Here is a 23,781-nt window from a genome sequence, read left to right as displayed (position 1 = left end):
ATGCCGATCAATAAAGACCTCAAGAAGATTCTCGTCATTGGTTCCGGTCCAATCGTGATCGGTCAAGCGGCCGAATTCGACTATGCTGGTACCCAGGCTTGCCAAGCCTTGAAGGAAGAAGGCGTGGAAGTCGTCCTTATCAACAGCAATCCCGCTACGATCATGACCGATACGAATATGGCGGATAAAGTATACATCGAACCGATTACGCTGGAGTTCGTTACCCAGATCATTCGTCAGGAGCGTCCAGACGGATTGCTGCCGACCCTCGGGGGACAGACCGGCTTGAATATGGCGGTTGAACTCGCCCGTGCGGGAGTTCTCGAGCAGGAGAACGTGAAGCTGCTTGGTACGCAGCTTACATCGATCGAGAAAGCGGAGGACCGCGATCTGTTCCGTGAACTGATGCGTGAGCTGGAGCAGCCGGTTCCGGAAAGCACCATCATCACAACGGTTGAAGAGGCGCTGCGCTTCGCAGATGAGATCGGCTACCCGGTTATCGTTCGTCCGGCTTATACGCTTGGCGGTACGGGCGGCGGAATTTGCGCGACGGAAGCAGAGCTTAAGGAGACGGTTGCATCCGGGATCCGCTACAGCCCGATCGGGCAATGCCTGATTGAGAAATCGATCGCCGGCATGAAGGAAATCGAATACGAGGTTATGCGCGACGCTAACGATAACTGCATCGTCGTATGTAATATGGAGAACTTTGATCCTGTCGGCGTACATACCGGCGACAGCATCGTTCTGGCTCCAAGCCAGACTCTGTCGGATCGCGAGTATCAAATGCTGCGCTCCGCATCGCTTAAAATCATCCGCGCATTGAACATCGAAGGCGGATGTAACGTACAGTTCGCGCTTGATCCCCAAAGCTTCCAATATTATGTTATCGAGGTTAACCCCCGTGTCAGCCGCTCTTCCGCTCTGGCTTCCAAGGCAACGGGCTACCCGATTGCAAAAATGGCCGCTAAAATTGCGCTCGGCTACACTCTGGACGAAATCGTCAACCCGGTTACAGGGCAGACTTACGCTTGCTTCGAGCCGACGCTCGACTATATCGTCAGCAAAATTCCGCGCTGGCCGTTCGATAAATTCATTCATGCGAATCGCAAGCTGGGAACGCAAATGAAGGCGACAGGCGAAGTTATGGCAATCGGCCGGACATTTGAAGAATCGATCCATAAAGCCGTTCGCTCCCTGGAAATCGGCACGCACCGCTTGTACTTGAAAGGCACGGAACAACTGAGCCAAGAGACGCTCGATCAGCGGCTCGTTCAGGCCGATGACGAAAGGCTGTTCCTGGTTGCCGAAGCGTTCCGCCGCGGCTACAGGCTGCAGCAAATTCAAGATTTAACGAAAATCGACTGGTGGTTCCTGGATAAAATCGAGCGCCTCGTGCAATTCGAGCACAAGATTGCATCCGAGCCATCGTTGACCTACGAAACGCTATATGAGGCTAAACGCCTTGGCTTTACAGACCGGGCCATCGCTGAGCTGCGGGCGGCGGGCCAGCCAGGGGGAACGCATTTGACGGAAGAGAGCGTGACTCACTTCCGCAAAGAGCACAACCTGCGCCCGGTATACAAAATGGTAGACACCTGCGCAGCGGAGTTTGAAGCATCCACTCCATATTATTACTCTACTTACGAGACCGAGAACGAAGTTGTGCAGACGAAGAAAGAAAAAATCGTTGTGCTTGGCTCCGGACCGATCCGGATCGGCCAAGGCATCGAATTCGACTACTCCACAGTGCATGCCGTCTGGGCGATTCAGAAGGCTGGGTATGAAGCGGTCATTATTAACAACAATCCAGAGACGGTATCGACAGACTTTAACACGTCTGACCGACTCTATTTCGAGCCGCTCTTCTTCGAGGATGTGATGAACGTTATTGAAGAGGAGAAGCCGGTTGGCGTCATCGTCCAGTTCGGAGGCCAAACGGCGATTAACCTGGCAGCGCCGCTGCAGAAGGCAGGCGTGCGCATCATTGGTACATCGCTGGAGAGCATTGATGAGGCAGAGGACCGGAAGAAGTTCGAGGCGCTGCTGTCCAGACTGCAAATCGCCCAGCCGAAAGGCAGCACGGTAACCTCTGTCGATGAAGCCGTGGGGACGGCGCAATCGCTAGGCTATCCAGTACTTGTCCGCCCATCCTACGTGCTCGGCGGACGCGCCATGGAAATCGTATACTCTGACCAAGAACTGCTGAAATATATGGAGGAGGCCGTCAACATCAATCCGCAGCATCCGGTGCTTATCGACCGTTACATGCTGGGCAAAGAGGTCGAGGTCGACGCGATCTGCGACGGCGAGACGGTGCTCATTCCGGGGATCATGGAGCATATCGAGAGAGCGGGCGTGCACTCTGGAGACTCCATCGCGGTATATCCGCCGCAGCATGTATCTGACGAATTGAAGAGCAAAATTGCTGACATCACGATTAAAATTGCTCGTGAACTGAAAACGGTGGGTCTCGTTAACATCCAGTTTGTTATTTACAACAACGAGGTTTACGTGATCGAGGTCAATCCTCGTTCTTCCCGGACGGTTCCGTTCTTGAGCAAAGTGACGAACATTCCGATGGCCAATGTCGCTACACAGTGTATTCTTGGCTCCAAGCTGAAGGATCTTGGATATACAGACGGACTATGGCCTGAGGCCGAATACGTGTCCGTTAAGGTTCCAGTCTTCTCTTTCGCGAAGCTTCGCCGCGTGGAGCCGACGCTGGGTCCTGAAATGAAATCGACGGGCGAGGTTATGGGACGCGATCCGCAATATGCCAAAGCGCTGTATAAAGGGCTTGTCGGCGCAGGCATGAAAATTCCAACCACAGGTGCAATTATTGCGACAATCGCGGATAAAGATAAAGAGGAGGCCGTGGAAATCCTTCGGGGCTTCTCGAAACTGGGCTACAAAATACTGGCGACGGGCGGTACGGCCGCTGCGTTACAGGAAGCCAATATCCATGTTACAACGGTTAATAAACTAAGCGAAGGGTCCCCGAACATTCTGGATCTGATCCGCAACGGGGAAGCTCATTTCGTCATCAATACGCTGACCAAAGGCAAAGAGCCGGAGCGTGATGGCTTCCGCATTCGCCGGGAAGCGGTCGAGAACGGTATCGTCTGCATGACCTCGCTGGATACGGTACGCGCGCTGCTTAACATGCTCGAGACGATTAACTTCTCGTCTCAAGCGATGCCGGTCCTGTAAGATTGATATAATTGAGCAATTCAGAAATTTACGCGGCTCCGGAAGCTTTAGCTTCGGAGCCGCAAGTATGACGGGGGGACATTAAATGAGTACATTTGAACAAGCTGCCGGGCGCCTCATGGTTGCGCTTGACTATCCGACTGCGGAAGAGGCGCGGGGGCTCATCACTCAACTGGAAGGCATCCCTTGTTACGTGAAGGTCGGGATGCAGTTGTACTATGCAGTTGGTCCTGATTTTGTAAGGGAACTGAAGAAGCGGGGGTATCGGGTGTTCTTGGATTTAAAAATGCATGACATTCCGAATACCGTGAGGGGCGGAGCCAACAGCGTAACCCGGCTCGGCGTAGACATGTTCAATGTACATGCTGCTGGAGGGTTGAAAATGATGGCTGCCGCTCTGGCCGGCGCGGAGGCTGCTCTGGCCGGCGACCCGTCGCTGGCTATGCCCACGATCATTGCGGTCACTCAGCTTACGAGCACCAGTCAGGAGACCCTAAACCAGGAAATCGGTATTCCTGGAACGATGGAGGATGCTGTTGTCGCTTATGCGTCCTTGGCCAAACAAGCAGGATTGCATGGAGTTGTCGCCTCCCCGATTGAGGTACAGGCGATCAAAAGGCATTGCGGGAACAGCTTCAAAACGGTAACGCCGGGCATCCGCCCGGCAGGCAGCGCGGCCGGAGACCAGTTCCGTACGCTTACCCCAGGAGACGCGATGCGTCAAGAGACGGATTTCATCGTGGTCGGACGGCCGATCACGGAAGCCAAAGATCCGCGGCGTGCTGCTGAGCTTATTATAGAGGAGATGAAGGAAGCATGGTAAATACAAATCAAATCGCTTTAGAGGTAGCAGGGAAATTGCTGGACATTAAGGCGGTCGCTCTGCGGCCGCACCAGCCCTTTACTTGGACCTCGGGCCTCAAGTCACCGATTTATTGCGACAACCGCCTGACGATGTCCTATCCGGAAATCCGCGATCTTATTGCCGAATCGTTTGCAGGCATAATTCGCAGTACTTATCCGCAGGCAGAGGTGATTGCGGGTACGGCTACGGCGGGGATTCCCCATGCGGCCTTCGTTTCCCAAAAGCTCGGGTTGCCGATGATTTATGTTCGCGACAAGGCGAAGGGCCACGGCAAGGAAAATTTGATTGAAGGCTTGGTCAAACCTGGGCAGAAGGTCGTTGTCATCGAGGATCTGATCTCGACTGGCGGCAGCTCGATCAAAGCGGCACAAGCTGTACACGAGGCGGGTGCTGAACCGCTGGCCGTGCTGGCCATCTTTAGCTATCAGCTGGATAAGGGGACGCAAGCGTTCAAAGAGGCGGGATTTCCCTTGCAGACGTTGTCCAACTATACGACATTAATTGATGTGGCCGTACAGCGCGGCGACATTCAGCCGGAAGACCTGGAACTATTAAAGTCATGGCGGCAAAACCCGGCGTCGTTAAAGTGAAACCCAAAGAACGAAACATTTGTCTCCGTAAATGTTTCGTTCTTTAATTATTTTTAGTATTGGCTATAGTTATATTTTTGCATTATTTGTAAAGTTCTCAGTGGTCTTTTGAATAGAGATTTCACAAAAAGTGCGTCTGTTGGGCAGTTCCACTTTTCGAAACCCAGGGGAAACTGGGATAATCGGGACATTGAGGAATCCCAAAGAATGCTTCTGACATATAGCAGGATATGCAGATAGACTTTTATTACGAAGTGTTTTTTTTGTAAATTTACACATATTTAATTAATATCATTTTTCACTTTTTGAACGATTATATTTAACAAGAAAGATAATAATTAGAGCCACATAACCAATTTCTAGTAACCTTAAATAAAACGGTAGTGCCAAGAACGGAAATAAATCTGTTAATGGTTTGTTTGGCTGCGACTCATGAACAATTACTGTTAAGAAATTTAGTAGCAGACTAAAAAAACTACCAGTAATAAAAGTACATACAGCAATGATTAAATAAAAACGATCTTTCATGAATAATCTCTCCTATATTAAAAACTGTAGAATGTAATGAAATGTATTTAAGTGATCATTTCACTATCATTCTACAGTTAATTCTATTGTCAAATCTATAGTAATTATACGAATATACCTTATTATCTTATACTCCAACCAACATATTGTGGAACTTCAACAGACCAGTCACCACTACCTTGATGAGTAAGTACACCATTTATTAATAAATATATGTCGTATTTTCCTTGAACGTGTTTCCAGTGATCAATCTGGTCGACATAATAAGTAGTTTTTGCAGGGACGGATGCCTCTGCAGTATATGATGCTTTTATGGATGCTTCAAATCCTAATTGTATCGCAAGTGTTTTTGCGAGTGTACCGCTTCCAGACATACTCAATGATACTTCAACTGTCTTGCTAATTTTTTGAGTGATGTCGGATTTATTCTCCAAAAAGGTACCTAATTTCTTTTTATCATATTCATATGAAGATACGACGTACGGAATGAAAATTGGAGTTGGTACCAATGCTGGTTTTATTCCACTGTTTTCGCTGCGTTCCAGTTCTCGAATTTGTGATGTAAGAATTTCCTTTTGTTTTTTCGTCAGGTTTGATGGTAATTGAATGCTCTTACTATGATATAAAATACTATCACTATTATTAAGTTGGTCAATTGGTGCTGCGAACGCTGATATTGCCCCTGAGAAAATTAAAATTATACTCAAAATTGCTAAAATAAAAGTTTTTCTCATGTTATCATCCTCTTCTTTTTATTAGAAGCACAAAATCTGTTTATATTGTAAGCTGGCCAGCTCTACAATTATTGTAAAATGACCAAAATATGAAATATAATGATTTATACCATTAAATTACCACATAGTACATAATATGTAAACAATATTTATATATTCTTACTATTTTAGGTAAAAGTGGTAAATAATCGTAAGTTAGCGATTAGCAAGACTAGTTGATGATCTTATCATCTCCTTGTACTATTGCTTTCGTTAGGACTCCGTAAGGACTGTCTCTTATTCACAGGCAGAGGTCATTGCGGGTACGGCTACGGCGGGGATTCCCCATGCGGCCTTCGTTTCCCAAAAGCTTGGGTTGCCGATGATTATGTTCGCGACAAGGCGAAGGGCCACGGCAAGGAAAATTTGATTGAAGGCTTGGTCAAACCTGGGCAGAAGGTCGTTGTCATCGAGGATCTGATCTCGACTGGCGGCAGCTCGATCAAAGCGGCACAAGCTGTACGCGAGGCGGGTGCTGAACCGCTGGCCGTGCTGGCCATCTTCAACTACCAGTTGGATAAAGTTGCGCAGGCGTTTGCTGAAGCTGGTATCCCGCTGCAGACGCTGTCCAACTATGGAGCGCTTATCGAAGTTGCCGTCGAGAAGGGTATCGTGAAGCCGGATGATTTATCCTGCTGCAATCTTGGCGAGAAAATCCGGCATCCTTTGGAGTTTAATCAAACAAAAGAGCCATTCCCTGTAGTAGGGAATGGCCCTTTTTTCTATAAGTATGATTAGTCAAATGAGTACGTGGAGTAACGTTCCGCATTGCTCAGGCTTGTCCAAACATCCGGCGTCTCGCCGCCGATGTGCCAGTATGCATAGCCAGCCACGCCCCGGCTCGCAGCCATCTGATATTTAAGCGATAGAGACCGGGAATCCTCCAGCCATATCCGATGGACTGCTCCATTGTTATACGCAGCGTGGTACTGGCCAAGGGTCTCGTTCCATACAGGCCGGAATTTATAGCGCACCATTAAATCAGTCTGCTCCTGCAGGGTGATATCCGTCGAAGCAAGAGCTGCGTTCGAGCTGCTTCCTTTGGTGGTCCAGTCTCGATTGTAGAAAGGCAGAGCCAAAATGAGCTTATGATCAGGCACGTCCTGCCGCAGCGTATCAAGACCGCTGCGTACCCAAGGCAAAGAGGAGACGGATCCCGCATAGCTGCCGCCTGCCCAATGCTCATCATATCCCATTAGCACGACGTAATCCGCATATTTGCCGATGGCCGCGTAATCGAAGGCCGCTGTCCAGTCACTGCCTAACTCTGGCGAGACATTCACCGATAGGACGGCGCCGGCGCTATGCATTTGCTCGCCCAGCAGTCTGATGAAACGGGTGAAATAGGGACGATCTTCGGGTTTTACGTTTTCAAAGTCGACGTTAATTCCCTGAAGGCCGTATTTCTGCACGGTGGACACGATACTGCGGGTAAAGTTGGCCGTTTCGGCCGGTGACGCCAGAAGCTCATGGGTCGCTTCCATATCGAAGCGGTTCCCCAGCATAGCCCATATTGCTTTGTCATGCTGCTTGGCCCATGTGATGAGAGAAGGATCTGAATAGTCCTGCAGCTCGCCTCCCCTTTCCAAGAAAAACCAGCGCGGTGACAAGACATTTACGTTAGAGTTTAGAACGCTATGTTCATATTGCTGTGTAGTCTGTCCGTATTGCCAGCCTATTTGAATTTTTGGGCTCATCTCTTTGCCGATTTCGTTCATCCAAGGCTTGTGTGCATGTATGCGATACAATAGTGAGGCTGCCTCTTGGCGGGATAACGGCTGGTTTGGCTGGAACATTCCCTCGTATCCACCCATGAATTGCAGCTTCGTGACCGTATTAACATAAGGCAGCGCCCATGGGGCGATTTCCGATTGATCGCGGTACGGGGCTAATGCTGTTGCTGAGCCCGGCTGCTGCTTGAATGCACGAACGATCCAAGCCGCCGCCTCTTGGCGGCTCAGCGGCCGGTCCGGACTGAATGTACCCGCGCCTGTTCCTGAGGCAAGGCCGATTTCCGTGGCGGCCTGGATATAGCCGTAATACCAGGAAGACGAAGCAACATCGCTATATGCGGGCACCTTGGCTTGAACCGGAGTGAGGCGAAGCAGGCGAACGAGCGTCGTGAGAAATTCTGCCCGGGTCATCGGCTGCTTGGGAGCAAAAAATCCGGGTTTGATTCCGGCCATGATATTATCCCGGTAAAGGGCGGCGATTTCTGTTTTGGCATAGCTGTCGCCAATGTCCTGAAACGGTGTTCCCTGAGTCAGAGCTATGATTGGTGTCTGAAGATTGCAACTTATGGAAACAAAAAGCGTCATAGTAATGAGAAGAAATAGTTTTGCGCGCCGCTTCATCACTTCTCCTCCCTTTTTTCAGAATTGCTAGAATTTATAAACTATCAGCAGCGCTGAAGCATGCCGTAATTTCTGCTATATTACGAGTCTTTGTCATCTTAACAGACTTACAGCCGCAGTTCAGTGAATAAATAATGGTAATATTATCTCAATATCGTAAAAAATGTTGTAACTTTTTGCCATGAGATTTCGTTTATAATGCTAGACGTGATGAATTAAGGGACGCGTAAAAATAGGAAGTATAGGAGACCGATACACAATGATGCGATGGTTTCGCAAAACGGTAAAATCAGAACAATCCGATGATCAAGATGTGAGCGTTATCTCGAATAATGCTTCACCAGTGGAACCCGTCCGAGAGCTTGATAATGCGGGACAGGGGCTTGAGGAAGCTGCTGCCGCGAAGATGGACGCAGTGCCTGAGAATAACGTGGCGCCCCCGAAATCTTCGGAGCCCATTCTGTCGGTAAGGGAAGTTCACCGGACGTTTCCGGTAGGCGGGACCGAACTTCATGTGCTGAAGGGCATTAACATGGAGGTTCGATCCGGCCAGCTTGTGATGCTTAAGGGCCGATCGGGTTCCGGAAAGACGACGCTGCTCAACATGCTGGGCGGACTCGACCAGCCAACGAAAGGGGAAATCCTGTTCCGCGGGCAGCCGCTGCATCAGCTTAGCGATGACAAGCGTACGATATTGCGCCGCGACCAGATTGGCTTCATCTTTCAGGCCTATGCATTGCTGCCGCTGCTGTCGGCATGGGAGAACGTAGAGCTGTCGCTTCGGATGGCCGGCGTTCCCCCGCAGGAATGGAAGCCGCGCGTAACGCAGTGCCTTGAGCTGGTAGGGCTCGGCAAGAGAATGTTTCACCGCCCGTTCGAGATGTCGGGGGGAGAACAGCAACGCGTAGCGATCGCCAAAGCGATTGCCCATCGCCCCAAGCTGCTTCTTGCAGATGAACCGACGGCCAACCTGGATTCCCAAATGGGTGCACAGGTGATGTCAGTATTCAAAAATATCATACATACGGAACAAGTGACGATTTGTATGACGACTCACGATCCTACAATCTTGGAGGTAGCAGACCATGTTTATGAAATGGTGGATGGAAAATTTATCGAATAAAAGGGCATGGCTCCGGACGCTGAGCCTAGTGTCATTATGTATTGTCTTAGTTGGCGCGTCCGGCTGCGGATTGCTGCCAAATGAAGAGGAGGAAGAGGATCTTCCGGTGATTACTCCGCCAACGATTTCGAAGAAGCCGGAATACGAGGTCCGGAAGGAACCGATTGAGCTGGACGTGAAAGGGACGGGGAAAGTGCTGAGCCAGCGGGAAGAGCAACTGTATTTCTCCGATGATAAAGGAGCCACGCATATTAAGAACGTCCGGGTGAAGGCCGGTGATAAGGTTGCCGCAGGCGACATTCTGATCGAACTTGACGTCGAAGAGCTGCAGAAGCAGCTTCGCAAGAAGCGCCTGGATTTCCGCAAGCAGGAGATCGCGATGAAGGAAGCGCTGCGCACGAAGGACGAGAAAGAGGAATATGAATTCGAGGAATCCGCCATCGTGTTCGAGGAAGCGCGCCAGGAGCTGGTCGATCTCGAGCAGCAAATTGCGGACGGAACTTTGCGGGCGCCGTTTGCGGGCACAATCGTGTCCTTGAAGGCAGAGAAGGGCGGTACGATCAAGGCCTATGAATCACTCGGCGTCATCTCCGATACTTCGGCGCTTGTAGTTGGCGCCACGTTCAGCAAGGATGATCTGCAGAAGCTTGCCGTCGGGATGAAGGCCACCGTTGATATTAATACGTTTGGCAAATTCGACGGAAAGGTCAAAGTTATGCCTTCCTCAACGGATAGCGGCAACAATGGGGGCAATAACGGCGGAGGTCAAAATGGAACCCCTCCGGAGAAGGACTCTATTGATAAGTACCTGATCGTTGAATTGGATAAGTGGCCTGAAGATCTGGGACGTGGTGCGATGCTGACCGTTAGGATCGTCACCCAGCGTATTGAGGATGCGGTGGTGATTCCGATTTCGGCACTGCGGACAGTAGGGTCGCGTACTTACGTACAGGTGATCGAGCCGGACGGAACAAAGCGCGAAGCGGACGTTGAGGTAGGAGTTCAAACTCCGACTGATGTGCAGATTGTAAAAGGACTAGAGCCGGGGCAGAAAGTAGTGGGTCGCTAATGGGTGTTCCTTTATTACGCTTGCTGTTCCGCAAAATGTGGAACACGAAATGGTTGACGCTTAGTACGTTGTTGGGACTTGTCGTCGCTGTCTCATTCACAGTAAGCATACCGATGTACTCGGATGGGGCATTGAAGCGGGTTGTCTCAAATTCTTTGAAGGAAGAAAGCAAAGGTTTGCCTGCCGGATCCCTGCTGATGAGCTATCAGGCTGCGGGCGGAGCAAAGACGGATTTTGCCGGTCTGGAGAACGTTCACTCGTATATCGTAAATGAAGTGCCTGAGGAGATCGGATTCCCGCAGCAAACTTTTGTAAATACACGTTCCATTCGTACGTCTGAGGTGTACCCTCAAGATCCGACAAAGGTGGATGCCAGCCGGAAAAGGGCGATGTCCATCGTTTCGATGAGCGGTATGCCGGAACATATCTCAATCACAAACGGGAAAGTGTTCTCGGATCAAGTCGAGGACGGATATATAGATGCCTTGATGCTGGAAGAAGCGATGTTCCGCCAAGATCTGCATGTCGGCGTGGTGATGGAATATCCCGTGATCGGCAAATCAGACGTGACTCTTAAGGTAAGAATCGTGGGCACATTCCAGCCTTTGCAAGAGGGAGATCCTTATTGGTATCAAGGCTTCGAAGGCATGATGAACCAGTTTTACGTCAGTGAGAAAGCTTTTAATGAAGGATTGCTTACAAAATTAACGGTGCCGCTGCACAACTCCGGGTGGTACTACGCATTCGATCTTAGGGAGATCAAGACGAGCCAGTTGTCACCGCTCCAGAGCACGCTGGATCGCCTGAATGTGGAGCTGTATCAGAAGCTGAAGGATACAAAGGTGGATATTTCCTTCGGCGGTTTGTTGAATGATTTCCGCAAACAAAGCCTGCAGATGCAAACGCTGCTATTCACATTGGCCGCGCCGATGATTGCTATGGTGTTCTATTATATCGTCATGAATGCGCGCCAATCGCTCGACAAACAACAAAGCGACATTGCCGTGCTGCGCAGCCGCGGAGCTTCGACGAGGCAGATCGTATTCATCTATCTGCTGGAAGGGCTGCTGCTTGGGCTGGCGGCGATGATTATTGGTCCGCTGCTTGGCTGGTTCATGTCCAAGAGCATCGGGGCGGCTGACGGCTTCCTGGCCTTCGTGAACCGCAAGTCGATTCCCGTGGGCTTTAATATGGACGCCTTGGCTCTAGGCGGCGCTGCCGTCATTATTGCTATTCTAGCCACGCTGATACCAGCTATTTCATATGCGAGGTCTTCGATTGTCAATGCGAAGCAAAAGCAGGCCCGCTCGGACCGGAAGCCCGGCTGGCAGCGGTATTTTCTGGACATCGCCCTGCTTGGCATTGCGGGTTATGGATATTACCTGTTCATGGACCGTCAAATGATCACGTTTCAGACAGGGATGACCACGGATGAGCTGCAGGTTCAGCCGTTCCTGTTTTTCGTGCCGGCTATAGCGATATTTTCAATGGGTTTGTTTTTCCTGCGTGTATTCCCGTGGCTGCTCAAGCTGATCGGCTGGGTCGGGAAAAAGTGGCTGCCGGTGCCCTATTATTTAAGTCTGACGCAGTTATCACGTTCGTCTACATCCTATTACCCGCTCATGATTTTGCTCGTTCTGACTTTGGGCCTCGGGGTCTATAACGCCTCGGCCGCCCGGACGATCGATGTGAATTCGACGGAACGGACGCTTTATAAATACGGGACAGATGTAATTATGCAGGCCGTCTGGACAGGAACGCCAGAGAAAACGACAACGCCTCCAAACCAAGGACAGGGCGGGGGCCAGGGCGGCGGACAGCCGGGAGGAAATCCCGGAGCTGGCGGACCTGGCGGACCTGGCGGCGGTCAAGGCGGAAATACCCCGCCAGCGAAGATGGTATATAATGAAGAACCGCCGTTTCAGGCCTTCCGTGAACTGGATGGCGTGATGCATGCCGCTCGCGTGCTGCAAACGAAAGGGAACATCATCGTTTCGGGGCGCTCGGCCGGCCAGGGAACTTTAATGGGGATCGACAACGCGGATTTTGCACAGGTTGCCTGGTTCCGGAACGATTTGTTCCCGGCACATCCATTTCAGTATTTGAATTTATTAGGAATGAATGAAGCCGCTGCGATTATTCCGTCCAATTTTGCCGAGAAGCATAAATTGAAGCAGGGCGATATTTTCTCCGTATCGTTAACGGATGGCGCCATTGAATTGGCCGTCTATGGCATTGTGCCTTACTGGCCGAGCCAGTACCCTGACGAGAAGCCTTTTATTATCGCCAATTTGGACTACATCAACGATCAGCTTCCGCTTATTCCATATCAGGTATGGCTTAAGATGGAGGAGGGAGCGAAAGTGGCTCCACTGATGGAGAAATTGAAGGAGAAGCAAATCGAACTTTATTCCGTGGAGGATGTGCGCACCGTATTATCCGTGCAGAGCAAGCATCCTACCCGCGGCGGGGTGTTCGGCATCCTTAGCCTCGGGTTCCTCGTATCCGTTATCGTGTCTTTGATCGGTTATGTGCTGTACTGGTTCTTCAATCTGTCGGGCCGTGTCGTGCAATTCGGCATTTTGCGGGCGATGGGATTGTCGAAGAAGCAGCTTACATTGATGCTATTGGCCGAACAAATATTGACCGCAGGCTTATCCATTGTGCTTGGCATCGCCATTGGCAAGGTGGTCGGCAAACTGTATTTGCCGTTCCTGCAAACCGCCGATAACGTAACGACCCAGGTTCCGCCGTTCAGAATTATTTTCGACTCCAAGGACACGTTCCAGCTCTATGTCGTAGTATTTGTCATGCTGGCGCTGGGGGCCGGTCTACTGTTCTGGCAAATTCGCAGACTGCGGGTCCATCAAGCGGTCAAGATGGGAGAGGAGCGGTAAGATGGCAATGATTCATTGCGAAGGACTCGTTAAAATTTTTAAGACTGAGGAAATTGAAGTCGTTGCTCTTCAAGGGCTGAATTTGACCGTAGAGCAAGGGGAAATGATGGCGATTATCGGGAACAGCGGCAGCGGCAAATCTACGCTGCTGAATATCCTAGGCGGTCTCGACCGGCCTTCTGCCGGTCAGGTTCACGTTGGGGGCTGGGACTTGCTGAAGATTCAGGACGACCAATTAGTGGAGTACAAACGAAATACCGTCGGTTTTGTATGGCAAAATAATGCGCGGAATCTGCTCCCGTATTTGACGGCGCTAGAGAACGTTGAAATGCCGATGCTGCTGTCCGGCAAGCTGGACCGCGCTTACGCGAAGCAGCTGCTGGAATGGGTTGGGCTCAAGGACCGGATGCATAACAAGCTCCATCAGCTGTCTGGGGGCGAGCAGCAGCGCGTAGCCATCGCCATCTCGCTATCGAACCGGCCGAAGATGCTGCTGGCGGATGAGCCTACGGGCTCGGTCGATACGGCGACCTCCGATCAAATTATGCGAATCTTCCGGGAAGTGAACAAGGAGCTTGGCATTACGATCGTGATCGTCACGCATGATTTAGAATTGGCCGGGAAGGTTGACCGTGTCGTCGCGATTCGGGATGGCTTAACGAGCACCGAGTTCGTAAAACGCAATCCGAATTTGGATCAGGCGAGCGGAGAGCCTGGCTCTAAGGGCGGCGGGCTTCAGGAGGTTCACGAAGCCTTCGTCGTGGTTGACCGGGTGGGCCGCCTGCAGGTTCCTAAGGAATACTTGGAGGCTGTTGGTATCGGAGGCCGGGCCAGCATGGAGTTCGACGGGGAGAAAATTGTAATTACAGCACCGAAACCTTTAGAGGGGGATAAGCAATGAACAACAGGTATAGTGGAAAAATCCGTAAAGTAATGACTTTTGCTTTGGCTGCGAGCTTAACCGTCGGCCTGCTTGCCGGCTGCAGCAGCGCCGGCAAAGTCAAGGACAGCAAGGAAGAAAAGGTGCTGCGCATCGGTATGCTGTACGGCTCCAACGATGATTCCTGGTTTCGGCAGCAATACACCGATATTTATGAATTCAATAACAACGTAAGGATCGAAATCGTACCGGCCGTAGACCAGTCCGAATTTCGCTACAGAGATTACAGCAACAATGAACAGTACGTCGAGCCGGATTACTTCGAAGGCATGAAGAAATTGATGACGGGGAACAACCCGGTGGATATCATCATAGCGGATACCGGTACCCTGAAACGGCTGGCAGAGGAGAATTTGCTTAAGCCGCTGGATCCGATGATTCAGGAGGATAAGTTCGATACCTCCGATATCGTGCCGGTAGTCATCGATACACTTAAGGATATTGGCGGAGACAACAAGCTGTACGGACTGTCGCCGACCTTCAGTTCGTCCGCGTTATTTTATAATAAGAAAGTTTTTGCGGATGCAGGAATCGAACCGCCGACAGACGGAATGACCTGGGATGAGGTGTTCGATAAAGCTCGTATGGTCTCCAAGGGAGAAGGGAAGGATCGGGTGTTCGGCTTCTCCTTCAACCGTTATTTAGGCAGTGATCCTTATTGGGATATGCACAGTTATGTAACCCCGCTTGAACTTCGAGTGTACGACGAGAAAGCTGAACTGATGACGGTCAATTCGCCGCAATGGCAAAAGGTGTGGGATACGATCAGCAAGCTGGCGAAGGATAAAACCATTCCGAGTTCAGCAAATATGAACATGGAAGAGTATTACTCGGAAGACAATTACAGTCCGATCAACGGCGATTTGTTCTTGTCGGGCAAGCTCGCCATGATGATCAGTGACGGCTATTACATTAATGAGATCGTAGAAGCCAATAACAATGCAGATAAGATTAAAAATTACAGCCCGGTGGACTGGGATATCGTGACGATGCCTGTGCATCCGGAGAAGCCGGGGATTGGCAGCAATATTTGGATCGGAAATACGTTCTCGATCAACAGTGCTGCTCCAAACGCTGAGACTGCTTGGGATTTCATTAAGTTTGTAAACGGGGAGGATTTCGCAAAGCTGAGATCCCGCAGCAACTCGTATGAAATGGTGTCCCGCAAATCCTTTATTACACCTAAGGCTGGCCAGTCTTATAATATTGATGCATTTTATCAGTTGAAGCCTGTACCGCCAGCTAGCGCCGCCGAAGAAAAACTTGCGCGTGATATCCCTGGGCTGTATAACATCACGAACTCAGGAAGACCGCATTTCCAGGAAGTGCTTGAGGACAAGAAATCAGTGGCAGAAGCGCTGAAGGAATGGGAAGAGAAGGGGAATAAAATGCTGCTGGAGCTGAAAAAGAACCCGAAAGCCCAGTTTAATGAGGATGGCTCGGTATTTGAAATGCATTAATAATAAAATCTCGCCGGATTTTGAACCGGCGGGATTTTTTTTTGTACGTTGTTGGGTATTCTATAGTTGTAATGGTTCATCGACAAAATCTTTGAAGGGCAGGAATATCAGATGAAATGGGTGTATTTTAACAAGCTGTACCGAACAAAATTCCAGGCAGGCTGCTTGGCCAAAAGGCTTGTTCAGGACGGCTGGATTTACGGCTTCGATGAGATGAGGGAGGTGGAGATATTCCGTTCGCGGAAGGGGAAATACGGTGTCCGTTTTATTCCTTGATTTTTATAAAATAATACTTGACGCCTGGCAGGGGTATCGTGTATATTATTAGTTGTCGCTATTTACTGACGCGGGGTGGAGCAGCCCGGTAGCTCGTCGGGCTCATAACCCGAAGGCCGCAGGTTCAAATCCTGCCCCCGCAATTTATCTTTACCCCGTTCCCGGGCCCTTAGCTCAGTTGGTTAGAGCGGTCGGCTCATAACCGACTGGTCGGGGGTTCAAGTCCCTCAGGGCCCATAGATAAGAGAATCCCTTGCGCAGCAAGGGGTTTTTGCTGTTAGTAGGAAGTTTATAGGGTAGTAGTTTTGTCGGCAAATGGACCATTTACAACAGTTTGCTAACTTCGCTGGTAGATAAGTGAGGCAGGATAATAAGGATTTTTAAGATTTAACCAAAAAGGCGGCCAACCTTAAGATTCGAATAAATCTTAGGTTGCCGCTTTTTCTTATAAATAAAGGTTTCGTTAATTAAATCTGAAAATATTACAATATCTTATTTTGCAGGCAGAATTCTTGGGAAGAGTATTAATATTAGATTTCAAAATAATCGCCACTTTCAGAAAGCAGAAAGGATTTTTAAGCAAAGAGGAGATATGCAATGTGTCTTGGATTATTCATTCCCCATGTTCGATATATCATTCCTTTGGTTGTAGGAGTAAAAGGCCCTGGCCCTGAAGGAAGTTAATATAATTTTTGTCCTAATGTGTTTTCGCTCGTATCCTCCAGTTGTTACAATTTAGACAGAAGAAAACCGCTGCCTAACGGGCAGCGGAGCAGCTGACAAATACAGCGTGTTACCATACCAACAGTTAAATCAGATGAAAAAAGGAAGCAGAAATAAGTTCCGAATGCCATAGAAGGGAAAACGGCGATAGAAAAACCGGCGTCTAGGGAAAAAGCCAGGGAAAAAACCAAACTGTCTGTAGGTTGACTCATTCGCTGGTAAGCCGTCTAAGCGCTGGATCATTTCATTGCTAGGAACAGCAAGAGTCACATAGTTCTGATCTACATGGGCGATAAAACCATCGTATGCATGACCGTCGGCCGTTTCAATCCCGACATATTTATTCATGCAGCTCCAACAGATTTGCTGATACTCATTTGCGTTCATAAACGTACCTCCTAAGGTTAATGTACCTGACATTAGTCTATGGACTTTAACCCAGAGTGGCACGGCATTAGCCTATATTAGCCTATAATAAAAGGAGAGGATACTCATAAAGGCAATAACGATCATCCAGCCTTGGGCGACATTTCTGGCCCTTGAGGAGAAGCGTTTTGAAACACGCAGCTGGGCAACAAGGCATCGCGGATCAATCGCGATCCACGCCGGGAAGAAAGTCGATAAGAGGATTTGCCGGGAGGAACCCTTTCGCAGTATTCTGGCGAAGCACGGCTACACAGCGGACAATCTTCCGACAGGGGCGGTTATTGCCCTAGCGAATTTGCAGAGCTGTTATGCCGTAACTAGACCGTGTGGGGAAAAAGGGGACGTATGGCTCGAGGCAGAGGGAAAGTTAGTCATATGGGATGCCCCAAGACTTGTGGCGCTTGCCGCGCAGGAGGGGCATGAATATGCCTTTGGGGATTACCGCGACGGCCGTTATGCTTGGGAAATGACGGATGTCCAATTGCTGGAGAAGCCCTTACTGGCAAAGGGCATGCAGGGCCTGTGGAATTGGGAAGAGGCAGAGTAACCGTGTGAATAACCAATATTCATGCTATGATCATCCCGTCTTGGATGCCAGCATCTGATCGACCAAATCGCTCATTCCTTGCCAGCTGTCTTTAAGCTGGTATTGATGCTGTATATGCGCATTCCATGGGCGGGGGATCAGGATCGTCTCCTTGCCGGCCTCGCTTGCGGCGATAATGTTATGAGGTCCGTCATCAATCAGCAGATCAAAGCCAACCAAATACTTCCGCTTCGCTACAAAAAAGTTCTCAAAAGGAATGAAGGGCAGGTGCTTCTGCATCCAGTTCCATTTCTCGGGAACGGAGGAAGGGCGAGCCGCAGTAATGACGATGACATCGTATTTTTCGGTCATTTTACGTATTTCTTCGATTGTATATTGATCAAAGATATCCAGTTCCTCGTAAAGGCCGGGTCTCCCGAAAAAGGCTTCCTCCGTGCATTCTGGGTGCCAGATTCCGCTTAGGTCAAAGCTGGTAACTTGCTCCATCATCAATTGAAGTCCGGGATACTGCATATTATGATAATAAAGCGCTTTGGGTATTAAATGACAGATGGTGTCGTCCATGTCGATGGCCACAATTTTTTTGCTCATGATAATGTTGTTCTCCTAACAGTAAATATAATGGTTTAGTAATGGTTGTAACGGACATTAGGGAGGCTATTAACTCTTTTTCTTCCATATTAAACTAAGAGAGACGCCTAATGATATGCCAATGGCGATTCCGACGGCGAGATTATCCATGGCCAGGCCAACGCTGACACCAACAGCGACTCCCACCGCTAATCCGGTTCCAGAAAACTGTTCTTTGTTTCCAGTGCTCATATGTGAGCCTCCTTATTTTACTTCTTTTAATACGGCAGCGGCAATAAATGTGGCGTATGTAATGCCGCCAGCTGTGTCATTATAAGAAAAGTTAACCGTAGGAACACCCACCACAAGTGCTTGATCGTCTTTGAACAAGTCCTTCGCCGTACCTGGATACCAAATGTATATGACATTACTATATTTATCGTAAATTACGGCTATAGTGATCGTATTATCATCTAATACCATCTCATCAATTTTTAATACCCTTCCTTGGATCTTAACGAAGGTGTCTAAATAGTCATTGATGTTTTTGTCCAAATGCCTGGTCGTCACTTTAGGGTTCAATAAACGCTTGACCTCGTCTATGGATTCCTGGGAGTCTGCAGGGAAAAGTTGCTTTGTGCGATCCAGAAACTCATAGGATGCCGGAGTTAATTCTTTATTCGTAAAGACCGGAACAACCTCAACCATTCTATCAGCGATACTATCGTTTGATCTGGCTCTATTTTGCTCCTGTCCGAGATGCAGCTCTACTGAATCGATAATTTGCTTTGTTTGCTCTATACCGTATTTTTCATAGAGAGGCTGAAAATAGGTTATATTCAGGTAAAATATATACTTCTCGGTTGGGATTGCGTACTGTACCATCGTGAAGTCTTCGCCATTGCTTTCAAATTTCCCCGTAAAGATCCCGCCGATATAATTTTTGTATTGTTTTTCGGTATATCCGGTCTTTTTGAAATTTTCAATGTTGGTTTTAAAAGACTCGATGAGAGCATCGCTAGCTGATTTAACATCTACTAACCTGTCGGTAGGGGAAATAAAGGCTTGCGCAAGAATATTGTATTTAGAATCGTTCGGATCTGGAAAGGCAAAAGAAACTACGTATTCAATATTATCACCTATGCCTATGTCTTCATTTCTTTCCCATGAAGAGGGATAAGAAAAGGAGTAAGCCTCTCCTTGGTATGTAGTGAAATTTGTTACACGCTTGCTCGCCTGAACACTTGGTTCAGACTCTGGATGCTTGGAATAAGGCCTGCCGCCGCATGCGGTTAGCAGTGAGATGATAGCAAAAATAATAGCAATTTTTTTCATTAGCTGAAGGCTCCTGACACATCCCCATAGGCTGAGGAACTTGCTGTGGGTCGTCGTGAATTAATACAAATTGGATGGCTCGAATCATTTCATGAACCAGCGGACGATATAGCTGATCAATGACAGTACGACGCTGATCAGAATGCAGGTCACGATGGGAAAATAAAATTTAACATTCCCTTTATCAATCATGATATCACCTGGCAAACGTCCGAGATGGATAAACCTGCCCAGAAAAGACCAGAGCAAGCCCGCAATAATGAGGACTGCCCCGGCGATGATCAATATCTTAGGCATGTTGTTCATTGGAGTTCCCTCCTCTATAAAGTAAAGATTATCGGTTCTTTGACTTTTCGTAAGCGATTAAGGTAACCTCATTCCCGGTTGCTTCAGCTATAGCCGCCTCGGCCTCTTTGATAATTTCAACGGCTTGCTTCTGATCGTTTAACGGGGCAATTTGGTAAGTGTCTGTCGTGATATCCACATGCATGACCTCCTGTCGTAAATGGAATACATCATGTAGTGTATCCAGACAAACCGACTTGATGTAAGGGCATGAATTACCTATCTTTAACCTACCAAAAAAATCTGCAAAAGGCCACCGGGCGATAAATTTTACATTTGGTCTTGAAACTCTGTCCAATATCATGTTATAATCAATAACGCAGGAATTTTTTCGGCATAGATTTTTAACTGGCATGTTAATTATGCCGGGGTGGCGGAATTGGCAGACGCACAGGACTTAAAATCCTGCGGTAGGTGACTACCGTACCGGTTCGATCCCGGTCCTCGGCATTACAACCAAAGATCGCACAGCTCTCGCGAAAGCGAAGGCTGTGCGATTTTTTTGTCGGTTCCGCTTAAGGGATTTCTGCTAAAATGAGTTTATGAATAGTATATAATGCTAGAAGCTTGGAAAGGGAGAGACAACAACATGAGTAAGGAGATATTCGGCAACGATTGGGATCAGGTGCTTGCAGCGGAGATGGACAAGCCGTATTACCATGAGCTGATGGATTGGCTGGATCAGGAGTACAGGGAGCATACGGTATTTCCGCCGCGGCCGTATTTGTTCCAGGCCTTGAAACTGACGGGCTACAGCCAGACACGGGCGGTGATTCTGGGGCAGGATCCATACCATGGCGCAGGCCAAGCCCATGGCTTAAGCTTCTCTGTGCTGCCTGGGGTAAAGATTCCGCCATCGCTGCGGAACATCTATAAGGAGCTGTCCAGCGATCTTGGAATTCCTGTTCCTTCTGAAGGCACTTTGACTTCATGGGCCGAAGAGGGGGTGCTGCTGTTGAACACGGTGCTGACCGTACGCGAAGGACTGGCCGGCTCCCATCAGGGCAAGGGCTGGGAGAAGTTTACGGATGCGGTCGTAGCAGCGTTAAATGAAAGGGAAGAGCCTGTGGTTTTCATTTTATGGGGAAGCCATGCCCAGAAAAAAGGAGAGCAAATCAACACGGACCGCCATCTTGTCATTGAATCGGCTCATCCGAGTCCTTTGGCGGCGAGACGGGGCTTTTTTGGAAGCCGTCCTTTTTCCCGGACCAATGCTTTTTTGAAAGCGCAAGGCAAACAACCGATCGATTGGAATGTAATTCATAGCCATAAATGATAGGGAAGTAGGACAAACGAATTATTTTTCTGGTAAAAGGTTACGAAATTAATCCTAGATGTCGATATAATTTCAGTAGAGCTGGTTTAGATTTCCGGCTATAAATGACAACAAAGGAGAGAAATGGATGATTCCGAACAGGAAAATGACGAAGTGGCTCCTGACCATGGTGCTGCTCATTGCCGCTGTATTCCCGACTAGCGTCTTTGCTGCCTCCGGCGATGTCTTATCGATTGATATTGAAGGCTCCGGTGCAACGCTAGAACTTACGGTTGGCAAAGGAACGAAGCAATTGAAGGTATGGGCGACGGTCGAGGGGTCCTCGGTCAAAAAGGACATTACCCGTGGCGTTAGCTGGTCATCGGATCAGCCGGATACCATTAAAGTAGATAATGGTCTTCTAACGCCGCTCAAGAGCGGAACCGCTACAATTACTGCTGTCTATAACAATTCCGCGGTAGATACGATTACCGTCAAAGCAGTGGATACATACAAGGATTTGACTTTGGAGTATTCGCTGAATGGTAAATATAAGCTTGGAGCGGATGAAGCGGATCTGAATGTTAAAGCCCAGGCCGTCGTTGAGAATACGAACGGTACGCTGGCGGATGTAACTCAAGATGCGCAGTGGACTTCTTCCAATACGTCCGTGCTCACGATCGATAAAGGTAAAATTAAGCTTGTTGCAGAAGGTAAAGCGACGATTACGGCCAAATACTCCGGATTGACGGCTTCTTTCGAGGCCACAGTCTCTTCCCCGTACTCGGAGCTGAATCTCGTATATGCAAGCAATGATGAGAAGGCGGAGGATATCGAATTGCTTGTCGGCGATAGTGAGATTGAGGTGAAAGCCACTTCCACTTTGTCGAGCAGCCAATCGACAGTGGATGTATCCGATAAAGCTGAATGGTCGACGTCCGACAAGAGCATCGCTACCGTTGAGGATGGCAAGATCAAACCTGTAGCCATCGGTAAAGCGACGATTACAGCCGAATATCTCGGAGCCAAGGGTCAAGTGGACGTCTATGTACGTACACCGTATGAAGTGATCATCCTGAACCCTTCGTCCGAGCAATTCCTGTTCATCGGCGAGCAGCTGGAGGCAAAGGCAGAGGTTAGAAGCGGGGCCAATTCGACGGATGATGTTACCGCTGCAGCTGAGTGGACATCCTCTAACCCTCTGGCTGTAACGGTGGATAAAGGAATTATTTCTCCAAAAGCAGTCGGAACATCCACAATCAAAGTCAGCTATCGTGGCGTAAGCAGAAGCATGAATGTGACGGTTCAACCGACTATTACGAAGCTTGAGGCAGACAAGAGCGAGCTGGAATTGCTCAAGAATGAATCGCTGAACGTACCGAAAATCAAAGCAACCAAGCTGGACGACGAGGAAATAGACTTCAGCAAGGAAGTGATTTGGTCCTCCAGCAATGAGGATGTCGTCAAGATTGAGGATGGCAAAATCGTAGCGAAGGATGCAGGCAAGGTAACGATTACGGCAAAGCTTCCAGAATCCAAGGTTACAGCCGGATCGGCCCACTCCGTTCGCAATAGTTCGGTTGAGGTGGAAGTCACGGTCAAGGAAAAGGTTCTGGCGCTGATCAGCGAGGAAGAGAAGCTGAACCTGGTCGTTGGCGAGGAAAGCCCGTTTCCTAAAGTAGCTGTCGTATACGAGGACGGAAATGAAGAGGAAGATATCGCCAGCGAAATTACTTGGACGATTTCGAACAGCAATGCGGTGATCAAAGATTCCGCAAACGGCAAAACGATCAAAGGCCTGATCAAGGGATCGGCGACTTTAAAAGGGACATACTCGAACAAGACAATCAGCATCCCGATGACAGTCGAGCAAAAAATTACGAAAGTTGTCGTAGAGCCGCTGAATATCGAGCTTAACCTGAAGAAATCCAAGTCGATTAAAGTAACTGGTTATTATTCGAACGGCCAGAAAGTAACCCTGTCCTCGAAAATGAACTGGCAATCCTCGAATACGGACGTAGCCACAATCAGTTCCACGTCCGTCAAAGCGGTTGGTGAAGGCTCGGCTACATTGACCGGATCTTATCAGGGTCATAACGTCAGCGTCAACGTGAAGGTTGTTCCTAAGCTGACCAAGCTGACCGTAGACGAGAAGAAGCTTGCACTAGCTCCTGGAGGAATCAAAACGGTTGTTGTCAAAGCCGAATATGACACTGGTGCGACGGCCATCGTAACCGGCAGCGCAGAATGGACCAGCTCCAAACCGTCTGTAGCTAAAGTGACCGGAGGCAAAATCGAGGCGGTAGGCAAAGGCACGACGTCGATCAAAGGAAAGTTCGGTGGCAAGACGGTTACCATTTCAGTAACAGTGAAATAATAAGTCTCATTTATCCCGTATTCTCCAATTTTAAAGCACTTCAGCGATTTGGCTGAAGTGCTTTTGCATTATTTTCGCAAATAAAGGTTACAAGCTAATGGTTGATTCTGGCTGG

Annotated in this window: 21 protein-coding genes, 3 tRNA genes and 1 pseudogene; 16 read left to right on the top strand and 9 right to left on the bottom strand. The window is 49.0% G+C overall.

Translation table 11 applies throughout. From position 1 onward, the window contains the following. The 3 genes from carB (at position 1) to pyrE (ending at position 4,668) form a co-directional block, all read left to right on the top strand. Positions 1-3,213 (top strand): carbamoyl-phosphate synthase large subunit, encoded by a 3,213-nt coding sequence (carB, locus tag GNP95_RS08270; protein ID WP_155610369.1) that lies wholly within the window; start codon positions 1-3, stop codon positions 3,211-3,213. Between the two features lie 85 nt (positions 3,214-3,298). After that, positions 3,299-4,036, top strand: a complete 738-nt coding sequence (gene pyrF, locus GNP95_RS08265; protein WP_155610368.1) for an orotidine-5'-phosphate decarboxylase — start codon at positions 3,299-3,301, stop codon at positions 4,034-4,036. Continuing rightward, positions 4,030-4,668 (top strand): orotate phosphoribosyltransferase, encoded by a 639-nt coding sequence (gene pyrE / locus GNP95_RS08260; RefSeq protein ID WP_155610367.1) that lies wholly within the window; start codon positions 4,030-4,032, stop codon positions 4,666-4,668. The genes pyrF and pyrE overlap by 7 nt, the downstream gene beginning before the upstream one ends. A 291-nt stretch (positions 4,669-4,959) precedes the next feature. On the opposite strand, the gene GNP95_RS08255 is transcribed toward pyrE, so the two are convergent. Together GNP95_RS08255 and GNP95_RS08250 are read right to left on the bottom strand one after the other, a co-directional pair. Next, positions 4,960-5,196 carry a hypothetical protein gene (locus GNP95_RS08255; RefSeq protein WP_155610366.1) on the bottom strand — a complete coding sequence of 79 codons (237 nt, stop codon included), beginning with the start codon at positions 5,194-5,196 and terminating at the stop codon, positions 4,960-4,962. Positions 5,197-5,318: 122 nt separating this feature from the next. After that, positions 5,319-5,930 carry a hypothetical protein gene (locus GNP95_RS08250; protein ID WP_155610365.1) on the bottom strand — a complete coding sequence of 204 codons (612 nt, stop codon included), beginning with the start codon at positions 5,928-5,930 and terminating at the stop codon, positions 5,319-5,321. A 277-nt stretch (positions 5,931-6,207) separates the two neighbouring features. On the opposite strand from GNP95_RS08250, the pseudogene GNP95_RS08245 reads away from it, so the two are divergent. Beyond that, positions 6,208-6,646: pseudogene (locus GNP95_RS08245) on the top strand (orotate phosphoribosyltransferase); the annotation flags it as partial. A 57-nt stretch (positions 6,647-6,703) separates the two neighbouring features. On the opposite strand, the gene GNP95_RS08240 reads toward GNP95_RS08245, so the two are convergent. Beyond that, positions 6,704-8,323 carry an S-layer homology domain-containing protein gene (locus tag GNP95_RS08240; RefSeq protein ID WP_230873728.1) on the bottom strand — a complete coding sequence of 540 codons (1,620 nt, stop codon included), beginning with the start codon at positions 8,321-8,323 and terminating at the stop codon, positions 6,704-6,706. Positions 8,324-8,582: 259 nt separating this feature from the next. Here GNP95_RS08240 and GNP95_RS08235 point away from each other — a divergent pair, with 259 nt between their 5' ends. The 8 genes from GNP95_RS08235 to GNP95_RS08205 all read left to right on the top strand — a co-directional run bounded on the left by GNP95_RS08235 (position 8,583) and on the right by GNP95_RS08205 (position 16,325). Next, complete coding sequence (locus GNP95_RS08235; RefSeq protein ID WP_155610364.1) at positions 8,583-9,446, top strand: ABC transporter ATP-binding protein; 864 nt, start codon at positions 8,583-8,585, stop codon at positions 9,444-9,446. Continuing rightward, on the top strand, positions 9,409-10,515 hold the full coding sequence (locus tag GNP95_RS08230; protein WP_155610363.1) for an efflux RND transporter periplasmic adaptor subunit: 1,107 nt from the start codon (positions 9,409-9,411) through the stop codon (positions 10,513-10,515). Before GNP95_RS08235 ends, GNP95_RS08230 begins: the two co-directional genes overlap by 38 nt. Then, positions 10,515-13,412 (top strand): ABC transporter permease, encoded by a 2,898-nt coding sequence (locus GNP95_RS08225; RefSeq protein WP_155610362.1) that lies wholly within the window; start codon positions 10,515-10,517, stop codon positions 13,410-13,412. The genes GNP95_RS08230 and GNP95_RS08225 overlap by 1 nt, the downstream gene beginning before the upstream one ends. Before the next feature lie 7 nt (positions 13,413-13,419). After that, a complete protein-coding gene (locus GNP95_RS08220; RefSeq protein WP_155610836.1) occupies positions 13,420-14,313 on the top strand; it encodes an ABC transporter ATP-binding protein in 894 nt (297 codons plus the stop codon). Further along, positions 14,310-15,812: an ABC transporter substrate-binding protein gene (locus GNP95_RS08215; RefSeq protein ID WP_155610361.1), complete on the top strand. Its 1,503-nt coding sequence runs from the start codon at positions 14,310-14,312 to the stop codon at positions 15,810-15,812. The genes GNP95_RS08220 and GNP95_RS08215 overlap by 4 nt, the downstream gene beginning before the upstream one ends. A gap of 111 nt (positions 15,813-15,923) precedes the next feature. Continuing rightward, entirely contained in the window at positions 15,924-16,088 is a 165-nt protein-coding gene (locus tag GNP95_RS25730; RefSeq protein WP_196427109.1) for a hypothetical protein, read from the top strand. A 69-nt stretch (positions 16,089-16,157) separates the two neighbouring features. Beyond that, a tRNA-Met gene (locus GNP95_RS08210) sits at positions 16,158-16,231 on the top strand. Positions 16,232-16,251: 20 nt separating this feature from the next. After that, positions 16,252-16,325: transfer RNA gene (locus GNP95_RS08205), tRNA-Ile, on the top strand. A 576-nt stretch (positions 16,326-16,901) separates the two neighbouring features. Here the strand turns inward: GNP95_RS08205 and GNP95_RS08200 are convergent. Beyond that, entirely contained in the window at positions 16,902-17,198 is a 297-nt protein-coding gene (locus tag GNP95_RS08200) for a phosphatidylinositol kinase (protein ID WP_155610360.1), read from the bottom strand. 106 nt (positions 17,199-17,304) lie between these two features. Between GNP95_RS08200 and GNP95_RS26720 the strand changes: the two genes are divergently transcribed. Next, the gene (locus GNP95_RS26720) at positions 17,305-17,784 is read left to right on the top strand and encodes an ASCH domain-containing protein (RefSeq protein ID WP_413773739.1); all 480 of its coding nucleotides are present in this window, start codon (positions 17,305-17,307) and stop codon (positions 17,782-17,784) included. A gap of 30 nt (positions 17,785-17,814) precedes the next feature. On the opposite strand, the gene GNP95_RS08190 is transcribed toward GNP95_RS26720, so the two are convergent. From GNP95_RS08190 to GNP95_RS25720, 5 genes are all read right to left on the bottom strand, one after another. Then, positions 17,815-18,375 (bottom strand): 5' nucleotidase, NT5C type, encoded by a 561-nt coding sequence (locus GNP95_RS08190; RefSeq protein WP_155610358.1) that lies wholly within the window; start codon positions 18,373-18,375, stop codon positions 17,815-17,817. A 69-nt stretch (positions 18,376-18,444) separates the two neighbouring features. Next, positions 18,445-18,606, bottom strand: a complete 162-nt coding sequence (locus tag GNP95_RS25725) for a hypothetical protein (protein ID WP_196427108.1) — start codon at positions 18,604-18,606, stop codon at positions 18,445-18,447. A 12-nt stretch (positions 18,607-18,618) separates the two neighbouring features. Then, positions 18,619-19,689 carry a hypothetical protein gene (locus GNP95_RS08185; RefSeq protein WP_155610357.1) on the bottom strand — a complete coding sequence of 357 codons (1,071 nt, stop codon included), beginning with the start codon at positions 19,687-19,689 and terminating at the stop codon, positions 18,619-18,621. A gap of 84 nt (positions 19,690-19,773) precedes the next feature. Continuing rightward, the gene (locus GNP95_RS08180; RefSeq protein ID WP_155610356.1) at positions 19,774-19,995 is read right to left on the bottom strand and encodes a DUF2905 domain-containing protein; all 222 of its coding nucleotides are present in this window, start codon (positions 19,993-19,995) and stop codon (positions 19,774-19,776) included. A gap of 28 nt (positions 19,996-20,023) precedes the next feature. After that, a complete protein-coding gene (locus GNP95_RS25720) occupies positions 20,024-20,173 on the bottom strand; it encodes a hypothetical protein (RefSeq protein WP_196427143.1) in 150 nt (49 codons plus the stop codon). Positions 20,174-20,398: 225 nt separating this feature from the next. On the opposite strand from GNP95_RS25720, the gene GNP95_RS08175 reads away from it, so the two are divergent. The 3 genes from GNP95_RS08175 to GNP95_RS08165 all read left to right on the top strand — a co-directional run bounded on the left by GNP95_RS08175 (position 20,399) and on the right by GNP95_RS08165 (position 23,666). Continuing rightward, positions 20,399-20,484, top strand: a tRNA-Leu gene (locus tag GNP95_RS08175). 151 nt (positions 20,485-20,635) lie between these two features. Continuing rightward, positions 20,636-21,310, top strand: a complete 675-nt coding sequence (locus GNP95_RS08170; protein WP_330163349.1) for a uracil-DNA glycosylase — start codon at positions 20,636-20,638, stop codon at positions 21,308-21,310. Between the two features lie 127 nt (positions 21,311-21,437). Then, entirely contained in the window at positions 21,438-23,666 is a 2,229-nt protein-coding gene (locus GNP95_RS08165) for a hypothetical protein (protein WP_155610354.1), read from the top strand. Positions 23,667-23,781: the final 115 nt, after the last annotated feature.

Origin of the sequence: Paenibacillus woosongensis (assembly GCF_009725165.1) — a bacterium.
Taxonomy (GTDB): Bacteria; Bacillota; Bacilli; order Paenibacillales; family Paenibacillaceae; genus Fontibacillus; species Fontibacillus woosongensis.
The sequence above is the reverse complement of the archived record's forward strand: the minus strand, read 5'-3'. Positions and strand labels throughout refer to the sequence as shown.